The organism is Pseudomonas antarctica (assembly GCF_900624995.1).
GTDB classification, from domain to species: Bacteria; Pseudomonadota; Gammaproteobacteria; order Pseudomonadales; family Pseudomonadaceae; genus Aquipseudomonas; species Aquipseudomonas antarctica.
The window spans coordinates 1-19,182 of the sequence record NZ_UYXQ01000075.1 but is presented as its reverse complement, the minus strand read 5'-3'; the positions used below and the strand labels follow the sequence as shown (position 1 = coordinate 19,182).

Below are 19,182 nucleotides of genomic sequence, written 5' to 3'. Positions count from 1 at the left end.
GACCCGAGGGCACTTCCCAACGGACGATGCTGCAACAAAATTAATCTGGTTGGGATTGCGAAATATCACTGCTAACTGGGGCAAACCGGCACATGACTGGAAGAGTGCGATGAACCAATTTGCGATTCTGTACGGAGATCGATTTATCAGGCCTACCTGGTAAAACTAAGGCCTGCCTGTCGGCAGGCCGTTACCGGCCCGCACACAAAAAATCTGACACTCTCCGTTTACAGGGCCCAAGGGGGCTCACTTACCTTAAAGCTTCACCACCTGATGCACCTGCTCGGCACACGCCCGGGCTTCTTCAATCATCTTGCCAAACGCCTCACTGGCAACCTCAGCATGGGTCAGCCAACGCGTCTTCTGGCTTAGGCGATAGTGATAGCGCAGCCCGTCATCCAACCGTTTCCCTTCCAGGTCCAGGTCATACCACGGCGAGCGCACCTGGCAGCCGGGAATGGCTTTTTCCATTTTTCCGCCCGTCAGCGTGAAGCTGTAGTCGTAGGTCTCAGGGTTGCCCAGGTAAAGGTCGGCCTGTTGATCGTGGCGGCGGTAGTTGATGAAGCCATCCCAGCGGCCTTTGAGCGACTCATCGGTATAGACGTAGTCATTCGCCAGTTTTTCCAGGGCGCGCTGGTCGTTCAGGGTTGCGTTGACGGTGTAGCCGTCATGCACCACAAAGGCGGTGAGCGGGCGGATGATCTGGCAGTCGCTGATGTCGTTGCCGAAGTGGGCGCAGAGGTTCTGGTCGGTGGCGGTGGTGCCTTGTTGGCGGTCGGCCACGCTCATTTGCATCAGCGGCAGGCGGCTGAAGGTGATGGTGGCCTGGGTGGCGCCGTTGCCCTGTTTGTCGAAGTGCACCTGTTTGTCCAGGCGCAGGGTGGTTTCGGGGCGTTCCAGCGGGATCTGTTCTTCGCGTACTTGACCCTGAGCATTGTTGACCAGTACCCAGCGGTCCTGGATGTCGGGCATGGTCTGGCCTGGGGCGAACACCGGGTTGGTCGGGTCCAGCCACCAGACCTGGCCGTCCACTTCGGCGCGCACGATCGCGTGATTCGGCGCATTGGTGCCGGGGATCAGTAATGCATACGCCACGTCGCCGCGGCTGACCCAGGCGGTTTCAGCCTTGAGGCCGCTGGCCTTGAGCATTGCGGTCAGCAAGGTCGCCAGGTCTTTGCAATCGCCATAACCATGCTGCTCGATTTCAGCCAGGTTGAACGGCACATAACCGCGCTCCGTGGCGCGCCAGTCGCCCAAGTAGCGGTAGTGATCATTGATGTGCTGCATCAGCGCGGCGACCCGTTCCGCCGGCGCCAAGCGGCTTGCGGCGGCCACGGCGGCAGCCGCTTGTGCAGGCAGGTTAGCGGCGAGGATCTGGTTGTAACGCTGGGCGAAATCACCGAAATACGCCTGGCGGTCCAGGGCACTGCCCACTTCCAGGCGCGGGATGCGTAACAGTGCGGCGCTGGACGATTCGTTGATGTAGTTGAGATAGGTCGGGGCTTTTTGCAGCACGTCCAACGTCTTGCCATTGGCCGACGGGGTCACGGTGAAACCGTCGAACAGTTCGCTGCGCCACTGTATCGGCCGCTCGGCGGTAAAGCGCGCCTTGACGTGGTCACGACGGAACGCGCTAGGGCCAAACGTAAGGGCATAGTGAAACTGGGTCACCAACGGTTTGGCGGCGCGATGTTCGCGCACGGTGTAGCGAATCTGTGTGCCCACGCGCAGGTTCGGGAAAGCCAGTGAGGTCTGCTTGTCGCGGCTGAAGCCCTGGTCAGGGTTGGGCGCGGTGCGCGTGTCGATTTGCGCGGCATCCAGGGCGACCGGCTTGGCGCCAGGTTGGGTGGATTGCGCGCTGACCACTTCAAAGGTGTCGCCTTCGGAGTAATCGAAGTCGATGCGCGACAGGATCTCGCGGCCGTTGGGCTTGAGGATGGTGTAGTGCTGGGTGGTGGTGCAGTCGGTGCTGGCGTCGCGGTTGAAGTGGCAATGCAGCTCGGTGTCGCTGGCCAGCGGGGCTTCGGCCATGGGTTGCAGTGCGGCGCTGACGGAATGGGTAACCAGCCCCAGGCTGATAGCAATCAAAGAGCGGTGACACGAAAATCGGTACAAACGGGACATTGGCGCCTCGGGTGACACATTGAAACAACTACCCGACAGGTAGTGAGAAGGCGCCGGATGATAATGGGTCGCAACAAAAAAAGCCAGGATTGTTCGACAATCTATCTGGCTGAAAGCACCGTTCTAGAGCCTTTTCTTTGATTTTTGTCATGGTTTGCGCAGTTCAAACTCGGCGCTGGCGAGCCGCTCGCCATTGACCAACACATGCACCCAATGCGTGCCGGGGTAGTGCTTGCGTGTGGTCAGTTCACGAATGTGCTGTTCGCGGCGAATGCTCTGATGCTCGCCCGCGCCGAGGGTAAATGCCTTGAGTTTGAACACTTTGGCTGCGCTGTGACCGGCGCTTTTTACGTAGTCGATGGCGTAGTCCACCACCAGTTTTTGCGCGGTGGTGGCGGTGGATTCGAGGCAGAACGAGAGGCGGATGCGCTCGCCCAGGGTGATCACCGTCGGGGTGACTTTCAGCTGGTGGACCTTCACCTCGGCCTTGGCGCCGGCGCCCATGAGCGTCAGTGCACGGGTATTGCCTTGCTTGATCAGGCTGCGCAGCGCATGCCGGGCAATCCACGCGGTGTGGGGGTTATCCAGGTTCCAGCCTTCGATCAGGCTAAGCACCCACTCCGGGTCATCCTTGGTGATGTCGTTGAGGTGGTTGGCCACCGACTTGCGCACATACAGGCTGCTGTCGGCCTTGAGGTTGTCCAGGATTGAGGCGCACAGCGCGGGGTTGGCCTGCACTTGGGCCAGGCGAAAAGACCACGGCAGGCGAGGGCGCGAGCCTTCGCTGGCCAGGCGACGCACGTGATCGTTGGCATCCAGCGACCATTCCTGCATCACCGCCAAGGTGCGCTCGAAGTCGTGCAGCAAGAAGTGGCGAATGGCAAATTCGGAAGAGCCAAAGGTGGTGAAGTACTTGAGCGCGGCCATGGATCGCTTGAAGTCACCCAGGCCGTAACTCGCCACGTAGTGCGGCAGGAACAGGCTGACAAACGCACTGTTCAGGCGTGGTGCCAGGGCGTAAAGCAGCTTGAGGGTGTGCGCGTAATCCAGTTCGATCACTGCGTGCAGGCTTTCGCTGACCCGCGCCATGCGCTGCATCACCGACAATTCGGCAAGCCCCACCTTCGCGTGCTTGAGAAAGGCCTTTGCGTTGAACGCCGGGTACACCGCCGACATCTCGGTGGCGATATGTTGCAGGCGTTCGACGTTGAAGATTTCCTTGAGGGCTGGGGCGCTCTGCTCGGTCATTGACGGGGCTCGGTCATCGGTGGTTCCAGGGGTTAGAGAAACCAGCGGTATTCCCGCGCGTTGATCTCTTGTTGAAAGGCCAGGTGGTCTTGGCGTTTGTTCTCGCAATACACGTCGACAAATTCTGCGCCCAGCTTATCGCGCAACACCGGTTGATGTTGCATGGCGCGCACGGCCTCGAGCATTTCCACGGGGAAATCGGTGCCGCTGAGGCGGTCCTCATTCAAGGGCGCGATGGGTGCTTGCTTGGCTTCAAGGCCATGCTCAAGCCCTGCCAGAATCGCCGCCAACACCAGATACGGGTTGGCATCCGCGCTGGCCAGGCGGTGCTCGATACGCAGGTTGCGCGGGTCTGACTCGGGGATGCGCACGCACGCATCACGGTCCTCAAAGCCCCAGCTGGCGCGGGTTGCCGCGTTGACCGTACCGCCCAGACGGCGGAAGGCGTTGTGGTTGGGCGAGAAGATCGGCATGCAATGTGGCAGCAGTTCCAGGCAACCGGCCACAGCGTGGCGCAGCGGTTGCTGCTGGTGTGCGGCGAGCAAATTATTACCGGCCGCGTCGTAGAGGCTGACATGCACATGCATGCCGCTGCCGGGAAATTGCAGGTAAGGCTTGGCCATGAAACTGGCGCGATAGCCATGCTTGAGTGCTACGCCACGGGTGCTGCGACAGAACAGGGCGGCCCAGTCGGCGGCCCGCAGGCCGTCTTCGAGGTGGCCGAAGTTGATTTCGAACTGGCCTGGGCCGATTTCGGCGGTGATCACCGTGATGTCGATGCCCTGGTCCTTGGCGGTTTGTGCCATGTCGTCGAGCACCTCGCTGAAGCGCGACAACCGTTCGATGTGCAGGTTGGGTTGGTCATCGGCATCATCGCTGAGCGGGTCGCGGGCGAATTGCGGCAGGCCGTTGTCGAGCTTCTTATCGAACAAATAGAACTCCAATTCGAACGCCACCACCGGGTGAATGCCCTTGTGCTGCAAGCGCTCCAACACCTTGGCCAGCACTTCGCGGGGTTCGAATTCGATCGGCGCTTCGGTGCCGTCCGAGGTGATCAGCATCTGCCCCAGCGGCTGCGATTCCCAACTGACCGGCTTGAGCGTGCCTGGCACCAGGCGACGGTTGGCATCCGGGTCGCCGTCATGAAAGCAATAGTCTCCGATCTTGAACAGCCCGCCCTGTGCCCCGAGCAGCACGGCGTTTTGCGGCAGCTTGAGCGGGCTGCCGGCGGCGACCTTTTCGAGCATCTCCACCGGGTAGCGCTTGCCGTAGAAATGCCCGGGAATGTCCAGGGCGATCAGGTCGACGTAACGCACGTCGGGGTGGTTCTGGCGAAAGGTCCGTACTTCGGCCAGCAACGTGGAAGACTGGTTTTTCACGGGTGTTGCTCCTAGTTGTAAACCCACAGTACGCGGGCGGGCAGATCCGTCAGGTTGGCGTAGCGGCAATGCGCGAAACTGGCCAGGTGAAAGCTGTCGCCAGGGCCGAGGGTGACCGAGTCCGGTTCGCCTTCCACCCACAGCGTCAATTCGCCTTCGAGCACAAAACCGGCCTGTTCGGCGCGGTCGCTCATGGTGTGTTCACCGCTGTTGGCACCGGGTGCGAGCAGGCTGTCGAGCATCGAAAAGGCGCCGCTCATGCTGGGTGAGACCAGGATGTCGGTGATGCCATTGGCGTAATACACCGTGCGCCGCTCGTTGGGGCGGGTGACCCAGTCCACGGCCTTGGGTTTGGGCAGGCTGTAGAAGTAGGTGGTGGGTACATCCAGGGCGTGGCTGATGGCGGTCAAGTCGGCCACGGTGGGGCGCGACAGGCCGCGCTCAACCTGTGACAGGAAACCCACCGAACGCTCGATTTTCTGCGCCAGTTGCGCCAGGGTGAGTTTCTTGTGTTTGCGCAGGTCGTGGATCAGCACGGCCAGGGCGTCAAGTTCTTGTTGTTGATTCATGAAATTTATGTCTAAAAATTTCATGAAAAATTACAGGATTAATTTCATGGAGGCAATGGGCAGCCCCCGGATATATCGGGACCACCTTGACTGGCACCCAGTGGTGCCAGTGTTTATGTGGTTGCAGAGGGCGCTACTGTTTCCCCGGAAATAACAGCGCCGACGTTAGGCTTTTTTACAGCTGTATACTTGGTTAGGGTATTGAGCGTTAGCTATGATTTGCGCGTCTTTAGTAGAGCTGGCTGTCACGGCGAGTGAACTTCCTTGCGGGTTCAGAGGACTGCAAAGGTGCTCTGCATCCGCCGCATAGCCTCCAACGGTAAACAGCATCAAACAAGTCGCAGCACAACCGGTGAACGTACGAACTGGCATGTTCATGATTTTTCTTCCTTGGATGAATCAGTGAGTGTCCATAATTGATTGAGCGCCTTTCCCTTTCAATTGTCAGATCTGACAGTTTTAGAGCGCTTCGACATAAAGTCGATAGTGAAAGTAATGGAGTGCAGCCTCTCTATTCAGATGGGATGATTCCGTGCGCCTGCGGTCGGAACCTGGGTACGCATCATTCATTGAAGGAGCACCCATGAAGTCTAAAACCCTAGCCGCTTGCCTGCTGCTCACCGCTGGGCTGTCCACCGCCAGCGTTGTCGTGCAGGCCGGTGATACCCCGCAAGAAACCGTGCCGCCTTCAAGCATCAACGCGCGTGATTTGAAAGAAGGCGACCGCGCCCCGGATATGTTGATGCGCAAGGAGTCGGCGGTCAGCGATTGGAAAAAGCGCGGTTTGAAGCAGCCTGAAGCAGACAGCCAATGGGCCCGTGTGGGTGACAAGTTTGTGCTGCTCAAAACCACCAACGGCACCATTCTCGAGATCACCCCCGTGAAGAAGTGATCGGTCTTTTTCCTGGCTCTTGCATGAAGGTAACGGGCCACACAGGTCGCGTTACCTTCCCATAGCGAAAACAGGATGCTTGCCACACTAAGACTACCCTCGCACCGTCGCCTGATCGGTGGCTGATCGCAGGCTTGCTCATGTTTATCGACCGAATCGCCCCGGACCACTTACGGGGCACGTACTAAGAGGCGCAGAACCTGTCCGACCTGGGGGCACGCTGGGCCTGCCGTTGTGTGGGCGGGTGCTGGCCAGCCTGCCGGCCCACCTGCCGGCCCACTTCATGGTTTACACGCTTGGGGCGTTTATCGTCGGGAGCGGGGTGTTTTAGTTCATGGGTGCGTCGTTGAAACCACGGCCATCGCGGTCATGACGCCGAAGGCGACATTGGCAGGTCGTCCAGGGTCAGGTGCCCCATAGTGTTGCTCTGCAGTTCATAGCGCAGTTCTTCCACCATCTTTTCCACTGCGTGGGCGGACTGCAACTTGTTGACGCTGATGCCCGTCACCACCAAGTCGACCCGGCCGCTCTCGGCATCGAACACCTTCAAGGTCAACGAGGCGTCACGGCACAGGGTGAATTCACACGTCAGGGGCAACAGCGCTTCTTCGATGCAGTTGCGCAGCTGGGAGAGGGTAAACATGTGTTTGGCCTCCTCAGCGACGACGCAACAACAAGCCCACTAACAGGCCGATACCGGCGACGACGGCGACTGTCGCCAGTGGTTTGTGCTTGGCAAAATCACTGACAGGGTCCAGCGCGTTGCCGTAGGTTTGCTGCAACTGGCCGGCGGCCTGGCGGGCAACTCCTTCGGCTTGCAACTGCCCGTCACCGGTCAGGTCGCCGAGAAAACCCTGGGCCTTGCCCGCGACTTTCTCCACGGCGCCTTTGACTTGTTCGCTTTTCATGGTGCATTCCTTCAAGAGATCAAACCATCACGGCACAGGACCCTAGGCCCTGTGCCCACTCTTCAAGGTTAAGCACCGCGTCATGCGCAAATAAGGCGAATTTGCACCGGTTGCACTAGTGCATTTGCACTTTATTTCTTGCTTTTGACCCGCAATTCACCGGCAAACAGCCCGCGTTCACGGGCCCAAACGATGGCGGCGCTGCGGCTGTGCACCCCCAGCTTGGAGTACACCGTGGCCACATGGTTACGCACGGTGTTGGGCGCCAGTTTCAGGCGCGAGGCGATCTCCTTGTCGGCCAGGCCTTCGCAGATCAAACCCAGCACATCGCGCTCACGAGCGGTCAGGTCGGTGAAGGCCACGTTCGGCAGGTTAGGGCTGCTGACGCTCTTGGCGTTGGCCAGTTTTTCGATCAAGGTCTGGCTGAACCACGAGGCGTCCTGCATCACTTCCTCGATGGCGGCCACCAGTTCGAGCTCCGAGCGTTTGCGTTCGGTGATGTTCATCATCACCAGCAGGTAGCAGGGCACGTCTTGGATGATCACGGTGTCGGCGGAGACTACGCAGTCGATCACCTCGCTGCCTTTCTTGCGCACCTTGAGGTCCTGGCCGTCGACATTACCGGCTTTTTCCAGGGTGGCGAACAGCTGTGCGCATGCCTGGGCGCTGTCGATGAAATTGATGTCCTCGATGGCTTTGCCGATCAACTCTTCGCTGATAAAACCGGTGATGTTCATGAACGCTTCGTTGATATCCACCACCTGCCGGTTGGCGGCGCTGCACACCAAGGTCGGCACCGGCGTCAGGCGGAAGGATTTGGCGAAGCGTTCCTCACTTTGGCGCAAGGCAATTTCCGCTTTGCGCCGTGGCTCCAGGTCGGTGAAGGAAAACAGCATGCAGTCTTCCTCGTTCATGTCCAACGGCTGGCCGGCAACGATCACCAGTTTGCTGCCGCCCTCGGGCAGGCGCAGCTCGGCCTGCATCTGCGGGATGGTCGCGCCCTCGCTCAGGCGCTGGACGGCCAGGTCCTTGCGCTCGGCCTGTTCCAGTACATCCAGTTCATACACCGAGCGGCCGATGACCTGATCGCGGTTGTAGCCGGTCATCTCCAGAAAGCCCTGGTTGACCTTGATGTAGCGCAGGTCGCTCAAGCGGCAGATCACGGCAGGCGCCGGGTTGGCGTTGAAGGTTTTCTCGAAGCGTTGCTCGGCGCTGGCCCATTCGGTGGCGTCGCTGAGGATCAGCACCAACAGTTCCGGCTCACCCTGAGCGTCGGTCAGCACCAGGCTGCGCAAGCGATGGACCCAACTGCGGTGTTCGTCGGCAGTGGGGGTGACTTCCACTACCACATCGCTGAACGCTTCACCGGCCGCCACCCGGCTGAGCGGGTAGTTTTCCAGCGCTAAGGGATGGTTGTTGCGGTAGCGCAGGGCGAAACGCTGGGCGTACTCCTCGGTGTTGGCTCCGAGCGCCTCGACCTCGCTGACGCCGTGCATGGTCAATGCGGCGTCGTTGGCCCAGAGGATGGTCTGGTCGACCTCGGCCAGCATCACGCCGTCAGACAACCCGGAGATGATCTGCTGCAATTGGCGGCGGTTGGTTTCTTTGGTGAGGACATCCTGGCTCATGGTTTCTCCCGGTAGGCGGTACATGGGGGTACGACACCCAGGGTTGAGGATAGTGCAGAGAATGTGCAGGTAAGGAAGTGCGAATGCACCAGGCGAACTGGTGCATTTGGGCCACGACTGAATGTATGTCCTTTCGCCACACTCCCAACCATCAAGGCATTTTGCCTTGCTCTGATAACGTGTGAAGGACCTCTGTATGACGACTGTCTATGAAACCCATCGTTCGCTGTTTCGTGTGTCCTGGAGTTCGGTACTGGCCGGTAGTGCAATTGCCCTGGTGACCTACCTGGTGCTGAGTGTGCTGGGCACGGCCATCGGCGCGAGTGCCGTTGACCCGATGCAGGCGGGTAACCCGCTGAGCGGTTTCGGCACCGGCGCCGGGATCTGGTTGTTTGTGTCGACACTGATCGCCATCGGCGTGGGGGCCTTCGTGGCGGGGCGCACTGCGCCGGACCGCGGCGGCCTGCACGGCGTGTTGACCTGGACCGTGACCACTTTGCTCACCACCTGGCTGCTGGCGGGTTTAGCGGCCAGCGTGGTCGGTACGGCCGGCAACGTGGTGGGCAAAGGTTTGTCTGCTGCCGGTAGCGGCATCGCGGCGGCTGCGCCGGGCATTGGTAATAGCGTCAAACAACAGTTGAACGAGCAAGGCATCCAGCTGGACTGGAACAGCCTGCAAGGTCAACTGGATACCCTGCTCAAGCAAAGCGGCAAGCCTGAGTTGGACCCGGCCAACGTTGAACAGAAAGCTGACCAGGCGGGCGCCGAGGGCAAGCAAGCGGCTACTGCTGCGGCGACCGATCCGGCCCAGGCCGGCGATGCGTTGAAGCAATGGTTTGAACGCGTCAAAGCGTCCGGTGAGCCAGCGCTGAATGCCGCTGACAAAGACGCACTGGTCAACATCGTTGCCGCCCGCACCGGCAAGAGCAAGGAGGAGGCCACTCAGATCGTCGACAACTATGCCCAGGCTTATGAACAGGCCATGCAGAAAGTGGCTGAGCTGAAACAACAGGCTGAACAAAAGGCCCGTGAAGCCGGTGAAGTGGCGGCCAAGCAACTGTCCCGTGCTGCCTGGAGCACCCTGGCGATGCTGTTGTTGGGTGCAGCGCTGAGCTTCTTTGTCGGTCGTATGGCGCTGACTAACCGTCGCGTGCCTTTGGCCTGATAGATCTGGCTTGATAAATCGGGAGCGGCGGCAAGGAGGCCGCTTTTCCTTTCTCCCCCTGCCTCAATGAATGCGTAAAATGCCGGTTTTTTACGCGAATCATGCAAAGGTGCCCCTTGAGCGCAGGCAAAGCCGTCGGATTGTTATTACTCACCTCCATGCTGGCGGCGTGCGGTACTTCGCCGCCACGCACGCCGAATGACATCTGCGGCATCTTTCGCGAAAAGGACGACTGGTACGACGCCGCCAAGGTCACGCAAAAGCGTTGGGGCGTGCCCATCCAAGTGCCGTTCGCCATCATGTATCAGGAGTCCGGCTTCCGTCAGGATGCTTTGGCGCCCCGCAAATACCTGTTATGGATCATCCCTTGGGGCCGCGTTTCCACCGCCGCCGGCTACGCCCAGGCCAAGGATGAAGTGTGGAACGACTACCGCAAAAGCACCGGCCGCAGCGGCGCCAGCCGCCAGGACTTCGACGACGCCATCGACTTTGTGGGCTGGTACATGGACAAGACCTACAGCGTTAACGGTGTGTACAAATACGACGCCTACGGCCAGTACCTGAACTACCACGAAGGCTGGGGTGGCTACCGCCAGCGCACCTATGCCGCCAAAGCCTGGCTGGCGCCGGTGGCGAGCAAAGTGCAGGCGCGGTCGCAGCTGTATGCAGCGCAATATGCGCGGTGCAAGGATGATTTGGGGCGCGGGTTCTGGAGCCGGTTCTGGCATTGGTTGTGAGCAACCCGGAATGTTTGCCGCGCCACGCTGCATGAAGCATGCAGCGTGGGAAAGACGCTTACATTTGGAGTAACCAGCCCACCACGGGCACGATCAGAAGCGTACTCAACGCCATTGAAATCACATTGCCGATATACGGATGAAAGTGAGCAGGCAGTCGCCCTGCAATGGCATTGGCTAATGGCGGTGCGATCAGCGCGCCCAGTAGTGCACTGGAGCCTATCACCGTCCAACTACCGCCATGGGTCAGCACCGCAGCAGGGACTACCGATACCAGTGGAACGTAAGTCGGATACCATCCCCGTTTGATCCACTGGTGCCGCCATATCAACACGCCCAACGCCGACGTCAGTGCTTGTGCAGCAAGTAGGGGCAGGACCAGGCCTGATCCATACGCCGGGCCGATGGGGTTCAGCGCGTATGCCAGCAACACGCCTGCCAGCAGCCCGAGGCTCGCCAGCTCATTTCCGAAAAAAGGGGCTTCGGAGAAGTCTGCCAAAACCCGCCGCAGGCTCCATACCACACCGTAGGTGGGCGGCTTGGGCGGTACTGATCTGGCGGGGGCGATGTAGTCCGAGCGCACCAGGGAGGGCACGCGGCGACACAATACAAACGCTATGACACTGCCGACGGCCATGCCCATTACATTGCCGATCACCACGGGCAGGCCCAAGGGTACGCACACGAAGTTCACGATCAACAAGCACATCGGCGTCACCAGCAACGCCCCCAATAGTGCGCCGTTGAGCGTGATCTTCCAGCCACCACCAAACATCAGCACCATTGCCGCTGGTAATGAAACGAATGCCGCAAACGTAGGTTGCCACGTCTCGGCGGTAACGCTCCAGCCCCACAGCATGTTGCTCAGCAGTAGACCCAACAATGAGCTGGTCACCAGCCATGGCCACAGGCCTGTTCCGTAGGAAATGGAAAAGCCTTGCCAGGCTTTTCCGCGCTTGCTCGCCCACCAGGCCAGGTATGCGCCGCTCAGTAATCCGAGTGAGGCGAGTTCATGTTTGTAGAAGGCAACCTCGCTGATATCTCCAAGTATCCATCGCAGCCAGGCAACGGGATGGGGCAGGCTCGCGACCATCTCGCCATAGCCTGGCCATGAACCTCCATGACTGAGGATCACCCAGAGCGCCAGAAATGCACTGATCAGCCCCAAGAGAAGGACCGTGATGTCCGCGCGTGAAGGGTGGCGCGTTTTAGGGGTAAAGAGCGTTTGCATGTTTTCCCCCCTCCTCAACGCGGTAGAGCAGGGTGTTGGGAATACCCGAGCATTTGATCGTAGAGATCATTGCGTCGGTCGCGTTGCAGATCATTCAAGCTGTTCCAGATCGGCGCGCTGCGGGCGCTGGTGATATCGACATCGGCAAACAGAATTTCCTGACGATCGGCCGACGCCACCGCACCGATTGGCCAGCCATTGGTTCCGGCAATCAACGAACACCCCAGATAACGGGCATCACGCTCTTCACCAATGCGGCTGGCCGCTGCGATAAACACATTATTCACATGGGCGGCAGTCATCGTCAGGTAGGACGCCATGCATTTGCCCGCGTCATCGAATAGCGGCGGTGGTGTCCACACCCAATTGTTCAGACTACAAATGATGTCCGCGCCTTGCTGGCTGAGAATGCGCGTGACTTCCGGGAACCAGATATCCCAGCAAATCAGCAAGCCGATACGCCCAATCGGCGTTTCAAACACCGGAAAGCCTGTATTACCGGGGGTAAACCACAGCTTTTCCAGGTTCCATAAGTGAGCTTTACGGTACTTTCCGATATATCCGTCGGGGCCTAGCAGCACGGCAGTATTGAACAGTTGCATGCCGTCTATCTCATTCAGGCCAGCTACCAGATACACCTGATGCCTGCAGGCGAAATCAATCCACGCGCGCACGCTGACGCCGTCGGGAACGGCTTCTGCGTGATCGAACGCGTCCTGACGGCTGCTGAAAAAGTACCCGCAATTGGAAAGCTCAGGTAGCACGATCAGATTGGCTCCGCCATTGGCCGCTTCGGTTGCCAGTGCCAGGCTTTGGCGCAGGTTGTCAGCTCGGTTGGCCATGCCGACCTGAGGATCAAGTTGTATAACCGCTATACGGGCCGGGCTGGTTGGTTCGCTCATCGACGTGACCTCTTATTGTTATGCAGCCGGATTTGGCTGAGTGTTTATAAGAGTCAACAAGGTGTTTGTATGAAAGTCGGGCGATTCTTCTTGCGCTGTAGTCTGATTCTTTTATTTCTGATTATCGACTTTGTATTCGGGGTAGTCTTGCATCGTAAAGCCACCATTGAAATCGGCATTGGTTTTGTTGCAAATGTTTATCACGGTATCAATGGCGCCCCTAAAACAAGGTTCGGTCCAGCCAGCGTCAACGGAGAAAGACTCGCCGCATAGATAAAGTCCCGAAGTGTGAGAGAAGTCTCGATTGTATTTCATCAAGCTGACAGCGTCGTGATAAGTGCCTGCACGGTAGAGCTTTGCACACCCAAGCGCATTTTTATCGTTCATCCAACGTTGTACGACGGCGCCTTCATGGCCTATGTAAGGTGATATTTTTTGTTTTATATTGGTTGATTTTAAAAGGATTCGATCAAGTTCTTCTATGCACTTGTCAACCAGCTCGTCATCACTGAAGCAGGAAAGCTTTGTCGCGTCATCTTCCCAGGTGTAGCTGAGTAGAATGCAGTCGTAGGCGTGATTGTCGTTGTAGCGGTAGGTGTAGATGTCGTGTATGAAGCTATCAGTCACGATGGTTTGAGGAATGTTGTTGTTGTGAGAAAGAAACGATTTTTTAAGGGGGGCGTATACCTTGCAGCTGGTTTCCCAATGCGCGGTTTTATACGCGGTTACTATGTCGAATGGCAGCATTTCCTGGTTGAAATTTTCGAGCAGAATTTGTGTCTCTATGAGCCAGGAGGGCAGCGTGATAACAACGGAGTCGAAGTCGTAGAAGTGTTTTTCTAATCTTCCCGCCTGTAGGGTGTTCCAATCATAATGGACGCGTATTTTCCCATTGGTCAGTTTTTGTAGCTTGGTCACTGTGCTGCTGGTCAGCAGCCCGGATTGACTGTTAAGCAAATGTTCATAGAGCGACTCGCGAGTTTCGTCCGCTTTTATGAAGAGTAAAGACTCCGCCAGCGCGCCGAGTCCAATGTAATTTGGTTTGTTGAAGATAAGCCCTTTTGAGTCGACGGTCGATTGGGCGTTCAAATAAGGTGAGTCCATGGGCGTGCCATCCGAGTTTACCCGACCATGGATCAACTGCAGGTGACTACTGAACCCGAATATTGCTGTGCGTAAAGGATAGAGCGCGCAAACATCATAGAAGGCCCCCCAGCTGCCGTCGCCAATTCCGATAGAGTAGAAAACAGCGGATTCTTGCGCTGTCATACCCATCCCGCCAAAATTACCTGGGTCTCCTTGGCGCCAAATATCGATGGCTGGCATTTTCACCAAGTCACGAAATGAAAGGTGCTCGTATTGACTGACTATAGAAGCCCACATGGATTCCCAGTGCTCGGAGCCATAATGCTCGGCGACATGCAGGGTCATGCGGTCGGCAAATCTTTTCCATTTTGTAAAGACGGTACCTAATGTTTGGCCTGGGGGAGGTGTTTTTCCGTCGGTGTTTTTCCAGATGAGCAGGGTGGGCTCGCCGTCTCCATCGATGCTTCCTTCTCGCAGGTAGATGCCTGTTGATCGGACCGCTGGGCTGCCGGGGTTTGGAAAGTCAGAGTGGACTAATTCGAATTCCTTAGCGTAATAGGCCATGAGTGAGCGGCCGTCGGTGGGTTGCTCATTTGATTTATTGAAGAAGGGCATTCTCATTGCGCCCATCTCAAACGGTGGTCTGCCAATCGAATGGGTATTATGTCTGCCGAGTGCGGTGAGATGCCTGCCGCCAATACGCCTGGACTTTTCAATGACGGTGATATTTTTGAAACCGCATCTATGTAACTCCCGCGCGGTGGTTAAGCCTGTAATGCCCGCGCCAATAATGCAGATTTTATGCTGGGTTTGAGTGGCTTGCGCAACGCCATTTTCTTGTTCCACCAAGGCACGATAGTCAAAGCACAAGTCTGGCGGGTTAGGGAATCTAGCTCTCCATTTGTCACGGGCAGAGCGCTTTTCACGATGATGCCGCTGGGCGATGTCCGATGGATAATTAAAGCCGGTACCGATGGTCATTCTGATAGTCCCTATTTAGACTCAATTGTCTTTTCATAGAATGAATGCAGGCACGGCGGAGTAAGAATAAGCAGTGTGTGATTTTTGGCGAGGGAATGTCGCGTTCGTTCGTAGGTGGAGTGAAGAGGCGTGGGGCGGTGGCTGTTCCTACACTTGCCAAACCCACTCAATTCTGGGAAAACCCCAGCCTTTACGCATTCAGCGAGACCCCCATGAACAACGACGAACTGCAGGTCACCGACCTGCGCCAGGGCAGCGGGAAAACCGTGGTCAAAGGCGCGCTGATCACCACCCAATACACCGGCACTTTGGAAGATGGCACGGTGTTCGATTCGTCCTGGGAGCGCGGCAAGCCGTTCCAGTGTGTGATCGGCACTGGGCGGGTGATCAAGGGTTGGGACCAGGGGCTGATGGGCATGCAGGTCGGCGGCGTACGCACGCTGTTTGTGCCCGCGCACCTGGCCTATGGTGAGCGCTCGATGGGCGCGCATATCAAGCCCAACAGCAATTTGCGCTTTGAGATTGAGTTGTTGGAAGTGCTGACGCGGGACGATTGACGTGCTTCGACGCAAGGAGGCTGTATGGATATGATTCAAGCGATACGCGACAGCTGGCGCTGGGTGGGTATCGACCCCGTCGAGGTGGTGGGCACCACAGCCTTTGGCAATGTGATGCTCAAGGATACGCAGGGCCGCTATTGGCGGCTGTGCCCAGAAGGGCTTTATTGCGAGGTGATCGCGCAGACGCGTGCGGCCTTGGATGAGGTCTCCAAGGATCAGACTTTTCTGCACGACTGGTATTTGCAGCCGATGGTGGCGCAGGCGGAGGAAGTGCTCGGGCCGTTGGCGCCTGGCCAGGTTTACCACTTCGTTATTTCGCCGGTATTGGGCGGCGAGTACGCCATCGACAATGTGCGTCAACTGGATCATGTCGAGCAGATTCGGTTTTGCGGTGACCTGGCACTCGAGATCAAAGATTTGCCTGACGGCGCGCACGTGAAGCTCAGGATTGTTGACTAGTCATTCGAAAGGACGTCGCCTCATGGATGTGGTTTGTGACCCTGAATTTCCTCTAAGCGCCGCGCCGGGTATCCGGGTTGCGCCGCTCACCCTGGCTGATGAGGCCGAGTTGCAGCACTTCTTCGAGCAGGCCCCCGACTACTTCATCGCGGTCAACGGCGAACCCGCGACGCCGACTGACGCGCGCGAAGAGTTGCAGGGTGATTTGCCCCCAGGCTGGAGCTGCAGTCGCCTGTACTGGCTGGGTTACCGCGATGCTGCTGGTCAATTGGTCGCCGTGGTAAATATCGCCGCCGACTTGCTTGCAGCCGGGGTGTGGCATATCGGGCTGTTGCTGGTGCATGCGCGCTTGCATGGCAGTGGGCTGGCGCGGCGTCTGCATGCCGAGCTTGAGGCGTGGGCCGTGGGCAAAGGCGCCGAGTGGTTGCGGCTGACGGTGGTGGTCGGCAATGCCAAGGCGCAGCGTTTCTGGCCCAAGCTTGGGTACGTGCAGGTGCGTACGCGGGAGGGGATTACGATGGGGCGGCAGGTCAATACGGTGTCGATTCAGGTCAAGGCGTTGGCGGGCGGGCGGATTGATGAATACCTGGAAAGCGTCGAGCGGGATCGACCGGGTACGCCGTAATCGCGTATGTACACCGCTTGTTGTGGGCGCTGGCTGGCCTGCGATGCAGACGCCTCGGTGCGGCAGAAAACAGTTCCTGAACATGCCCTGAAGAATCTGCCTAATCTTCATCGGTAAATTTTCCTACGGTTTACTCCCTTGTAATCGCGGCGTAAACTCCGCGCGTTTTCATCAATAGCGGAGACCCTCAGTGGGTACTTGTTCGAGTGACAGTTGTCGGCCGGTTTCGGTAACCGGCACCTACTTGGCAAGGTAACGCGCATTGTTTATATGCCGTTGTCTCGCCTCAAAAAGCGAGAAGCGGCATCCCGGCAGCGCTTGTTCTGGCGCCTGCCCGAATCCCTCTCATCGACGCTGACCAGCACCTGAAATCATTCAGGCTGCTACGGACGCGCCTGCCTTTTACGGCAGGCGGGCCAAGCTGACTGCGCCTTTAACACTGGTGCGGTGCAGACGGTTGTACCTGCACGAAGGTTTCCGGGTCGGCGGTGGCTTAAATAGGCTGCTGCGTTCAGGGAGATTTCTTATGCAAGCACTCAACAACATCAACCTCAATTCCTTGGTTGATACCGTCGTCAGCCTCACCGCGGCGTTTATCCTCGGTGGCTTGATCGGTTTCGAACGCCAGTACCGCCAGCGCACGGCGGGCTTGCGCACCAACGTACTGGTGGCCGTGGGCGCGGCGATTTTTGTCGATATGGCCAACCGCCTGGGCGGCGCGGAAGGGGCGGTGCGGGTGGTCGCGTATGTGGTCTCGGGCATTGGCTTTCTAGGTGCCGGCGTGATCATGCGCGAGGAAGGCAACGTGCGCGGGCTCAACACCGCCGCCACGCTTTGGGCATCGGCGGCGGTCGGCGCGTGTGCAGGGGCCGACCTGATTCTGGAGGCGCTGCTGGGCACGCTGTTTGTACTGGCTGCCAACACCTTGTTGCGCCCGATCGTCAACAACATCAACCGCCAGCCGTTGGACGTGGTGTCGGCCGAGGTCACCAATATCCTCTATGTCATCGCGCGGCGTAGCCAGCAACAGGCGGTGATGGTCTTTCTGGAAGCCGAGCTGGCGCGGTGCAACTACCCGGCCAGCGACGTCGATGTTCGGCCGTTCGGCAGCGAAGAAGTGGAGATCGAGGCCACGTTGGTCGCGACCTCGGTAGATGGCGACGAACTGGATGCGCTGGTGGCGCGTATTTCTACCTCGACCTTGGTGGTGCAGGCCTTCTGGAGCCCGAGTACCACCGACTAGGCTGCTCGCCGAGCGCGTCGCCACATGCTCATTGGCTGCGCTTGGCTAGGAGAGTTCCTACATTTGCTTGGGATTACCCCTTCGGATGAAGCGTTATTTCGTTGTTAAGGTTGCGCACTTGCAGCTAGCCGGAGGCACCGGTTTAGCTGTACGAGTTCAGTTTTTTCAATCGAAGGGACCAGGCGTAGACTGGCTATCGTCCTGAGTGGGGACAGTGCCGTTGGTCGGCACTGTCATTTCTCACAGGTACCTGTGTCCCGTGTGATGTGTGAGGGTACTTACCTCTCAGGGGAGTCTTATGAGCAAAGCGTTAATAGTTGATGACCATCCATTTATCCGCCAAACCGTTCGGTTCCTGCTCAAGCAGGAAGGCTTCACTGACATCGATGAGGCAGGCAATGGCGCGGATGCCGTGCAGAAGGCCAGGGAAGGGCGCCCGGACCTGATTATTCTCGACTTGGCCATCCCGAAACTGGGTGGCCTGGAAGTGATCAGCCGAGTCAAGGCGCTGGGCGTGCCGTGCAAGATGCTGGTACTGACGGCGTCCATTCCCGAATTTTTTTCCTCTCGCTGTATGCGCGCCGGTGCCATGGGGTATGTCGCCAAGACCGGGGAACTGGACGAGCTGCAAAAGGCGATCAAGGCCGTGATGTCCAACTACAGTTGTTTCCCCAGCTTGCCGAGCAGTTCGGTACGCCGTGACGATTTACAGACCACCGAGCTGCAACTGGTGGAGTCGCTGTCGGACCGCGAGGTGGAAGTCTTGCGAATGCTGGCGCTGGGCCTGGGCAATAACCAGATTGCCGAGCAAATGCTCTTGAGTCACAAGACCATCAGTACGTATAAGACTCGGCTCAAAGAGAAGCTGCGGATGTCGTCGGTTGTACACATGGCCAAGTTCGCTAGCCGCAATGGTCTGATCTGATTCGCAATGAACCCTTCCCCCATTCGACGGTTCATCTTTGGTTTGCTGGTGGGCATGCTCCCGATGCTGGCGACTGCCCTGGATGAGCCTCACGTCCTGCGTTTGTTGGGGCGCGCCAATCTGGAGGGCAATGGTCCGTCCCTGGCGCTGGGAGAGGCGGACTGGCACTGGTTGCGCGAGCGTCGTACCTTGTTGCTGGGGGTGTCCGCCCCCGATTACGGTCCCTTCGAACTGACAAATAATAATGACGAGCTTGAAGGCATAACGGCCGACTACGCACGGCTGCTCGCCCAGGCGCTGAACGTCAGCGTGGAAGTTCGGCGCTACGATACCCGCGATGAGTTGATCGAGGCGCTCAAGCACGGCGCCATTGACTTGCTCGGAACAGCCAACGGTTTTAGGGCGGGCGACCCGCAGTTGGTCCTGTCTCGCTCCTACGCCAATGATCAACCGGTGCTGGTCACCCGCACCGGCGACGCCCAAGCCTTGACCGTTGATCATGCAGGCAAACGCGTGGCAA

19 protein-coding genes and 2 pseudogenes are annotated in these 19,182 nt (G+C 58.3%); 11 read left to right on the top strand and 10 right to left on the bottom strand.

Annotated features, from left to right (window positions below):
• Positions 1–163 (top strand): annotated as a pseudogene (locus tag E0F99_RS22460) (IS256 family transposase); the annotation flags it as partial.
• A 92-nt stretch (positions 164–255) separates the two neighbouring features.
• Here E0F99_RS22460 and E0F99_RS22455 read toward each other — a convergent pair.
• The 4 genes from E0F99_RS22455 to E0F99_RS22440 all read right to left on the bottom strand — a co-directional run bounded on the left by E0F99_RS22455 (position 256) and on the right by E0F99_RS22440 (position 5,320).
• Entirely contained in the window at positions 256–2,115 is a 1,860-nt protein-coding gene (locus E0F99_RS22455; protein ID WP_083360465.1) for a DUF3857 domain-containing transglutaminase family protein, read from the bottom strand.
• 156 nt (positions 2,116–2,271) lie between these two features.
• Complete coding sequence (locus E0F99_RS22450) at positions 2,272–3,372, bottom strand: DNA alkylation repair protein (RefSeq protein ID WP_083359157.1); 1,101 nt, start codon at positions 3,370–3,372, stop codon at positions 2,272–2,274.
• A gap of 32 nt (positions 3,373–3,404) precedes the next feature.
• Positions 3,405–4,751 (bottom strand): glutamine synthetase family protein, encoded by a 1,347-nt coding sequence (locus E0F99_RS22445; RefSeq protein WP_083359156.1) that lies wholly within the window; start codon positions 4,749–4,751, stop codon positions 3,405–3,407.
• A gap of 11 nt (positions 4,752–4,762) precedes the next feature.
• Positions 4,763–5,320, bottom strand: coding sequence for a helix-turn-helix domain-containing protein (locus tag E0F99_RS22440; RefSeq protein WP_083359155.1), 558 nt, complete (start codon positions 5,318–5,320; stop codon positions 4,763–4,765).
• Positions 5,321–5,903: 583 nt separating this feature from the next.
• Between E0F99_RS22440 and E0F99_RS22435 the strand changes: the two genes are divergently transcribed.
• Entirely contained in the window at positions 5,904–6,212 is a 309-nt protein-coding gene (locus tag E0F99_RS22435; RefSeq protein WP_083359154.1) for an RcnB family protein, read from the top strand.
• A gap of 140 nt (positions 6,213–6,352) precedes the next feature.
• A pseudogene (locus tag E0F99_RS30570) lies at positions 6,353–6,543 on the top strand (MFS transporter); the annotation flags it as partial.
• Positions 6,544–6,579: 36 nt separating this feature from the next.
• Here the strand turns inward: E0F99_RS30570 and E0F99_RS22425 are convergent.
• From E0F99_RS22425 to E0F99_RS22415, 3 genes are all read right to left on the bottom strand, one after another.
• The gene (locus tag E0F99_RS22425) at positions 6,580–6,855 is read right to left on the bottom strand and encodes a DUF1652 domain-containing protein (RefSeq protein WP_083359153.1); all 276 of its coding nucleotides are present in this window, start codon (positions 6,853–6,855) and stop codon (positions 6,580–6,582) included.
• 13 nt (positions 6,856–6,868) lie between these two features.
• Positions 6,869–7,120, bottom strand: a complete 252-nt coding sequence (locus tag E0F99_RS22420; protein ID WP_083359152.1) for a CsbD family protein — start codon at positions 7,118–7,120, stop codon at positions 6,869–6,871.
• A gap of 131 nt (positions 7,121–7,251) precedes the next feature.
• Entirely contained in the window at positions 7,252–8,748 is a 1,497-nt protein-coding gene (locus tag E0F99_RS22415) for a PAS domain S-box protein (RefSeq protein ID WP_083359151.1), read from the bottom strand.
• A 196-nt stretch (positions 8,749–8,944) separates the two neighbouring features.
• On the opposite strand from E0F99_RS22415, the gene E0F99_RS22410 reads away from it, so the two are divergent.
• Both E0F99_RS22410 and E0F99_RS22405 read left to right on the top strand, forming a co-directional pair.
• Positions 8,945–9,913, top strand: coding sequence for a hypothetical protein (locus E0F99_RS22410; protein ID WP_083359150.1), 969 nt, complete (start codon positions 8,945–8,947; stop codon positions 9,911–9,913).
• A 116-nt stretch (positions 9,914–10,029) separates the two neighbouring features.
• Positions 10,030–10,650: a transglycosylase SLT domain-containing protein gene (locus tag E0F99_RS22405; protein ID WP_083359149.1), complete on the top strand. Its 621-nt coding sequence runs from the start codon at positions 10,030–10,032 to the stop codon at positions 10,648–10,650.
• 58 nt (positions 10,651–10,708) lie between these two features.
• Here E0F99_RS22405 and E0F99_RS22400 read toward each other — a convergent pair whose 3' ends face one another.
• From E0F99_RS22400 to E0F99_RS22390, 3 genes are all read right to left on the bottom strand, one after another.
• Positions 10,709–11,881 (bottom strand): hypothetical protein, encoded by a 1,173-nt coding sequence (locus tag E0F99_RS22400; RefSeq protein WP_173667124.1) that lies wholly within the window; start codon positions 11,879–11,881, stop codon positions 10,709–10,711.
• A gap of 14 nt (positions 11,882–11,895) precedes the next feature.
• Positions 11,896–12,783, bottom strand: a complete 888-nt coding sequence (locus tag E0F99_RS22395; RefSeq protein WP_083359148.1) for a nitrilase family protein — start codon at positions 12,781–12,783, stop codon at positions 11,896–11,898.
• 111 nt (positions 12,784–12,894) lie between these two features.
• On the bottom strand, positions 12,895–14,850 hold the full coding sequence (locus tag E0F99_RS22390) for a flavin monoamine oxidase family protein (protein ID WP_083359147.1): 1,956 nt from the start codon (positions 14,848–14,850) through the stop codon (positions 12,895–12,897).
• Positions 14,851–15,062: 212 nt separating this feature from the next.
• On the opposite strand from E0F99_RS22390, the gene E0F99_RS22385 reads away from it, so the two are divergent.
• The 6 genes from E0F99_RS22385 to E0F99_RS22360 form a co-directional block, all read left to right on the top strand.
• Entirely contained in the window at positions 15,063–15,407 is a 345-nt protein-coding gene (locus E0F99_RS22385; protein WP_083359146.1) for an FKBP-type peptidyl-prolyl cis-trans isomerase, read from the top strand.
• Between the two features lie 24 nt (positions 15,408–15,431).
• Positions 15,432–15,869: a T6SS immunity protein Tdi1 domain-containing protein gene (locus tag E0F99_RS22380; protein ID WP_083359145.1), complete on the top strand. Its 438-nt coding sequence runs from the start codon at positions 15,432–15,434 to the stop codon at positions 15,867–15,869.
• Between the two features lie 22 nt (positions 15,870–15,891).
• Positions 15,892–16,494: a GNAT family N-acetyltransferase gene (locus E0F99_RS22375; RefSeq protein ID WP_130908934.1), complete on the top strand. Its 603-nt coding sequence runs from the start codon at positions 15,892–15,894 to the stop codon at positions 16,492–16,494.
• Between the two features lie 526 nt (positions 16,495–17,020).
• Positions 17,021–17,737: an MgtC/SapB family protein gene (locus E0F99_RS22370; RefSeq protein WP_083359143.1), complete on the top strand. Its 717-nt coding sequence runs from the start codon at positions 17,021–17,023 to the stop codon at positions 17,735–17,737.
• A 298-nt stretch (positions 17,738–18,035) separates the two neighbouring features.
• Positions 18,036–18,662: a response regulator transcription factor gene (locus E0F99_RS22365; protein WP_083359142.1), complete on the top strand. Its 627-nt coding sequence runs from the start codon at positions 18,036–18,038 to the stop codon at positions 18,660–18,662.
• 6 nt (positions 18,663–18,668) lie between these two features.
• Positions 18,669–19,182: transporter substrate-binding domain-containing protein (locus tag E0F99_RS22360; RefSeq protein ID WP_130908933.1), on the top strand; the 514-nt coding region annotated here is incomplete at its 3' end.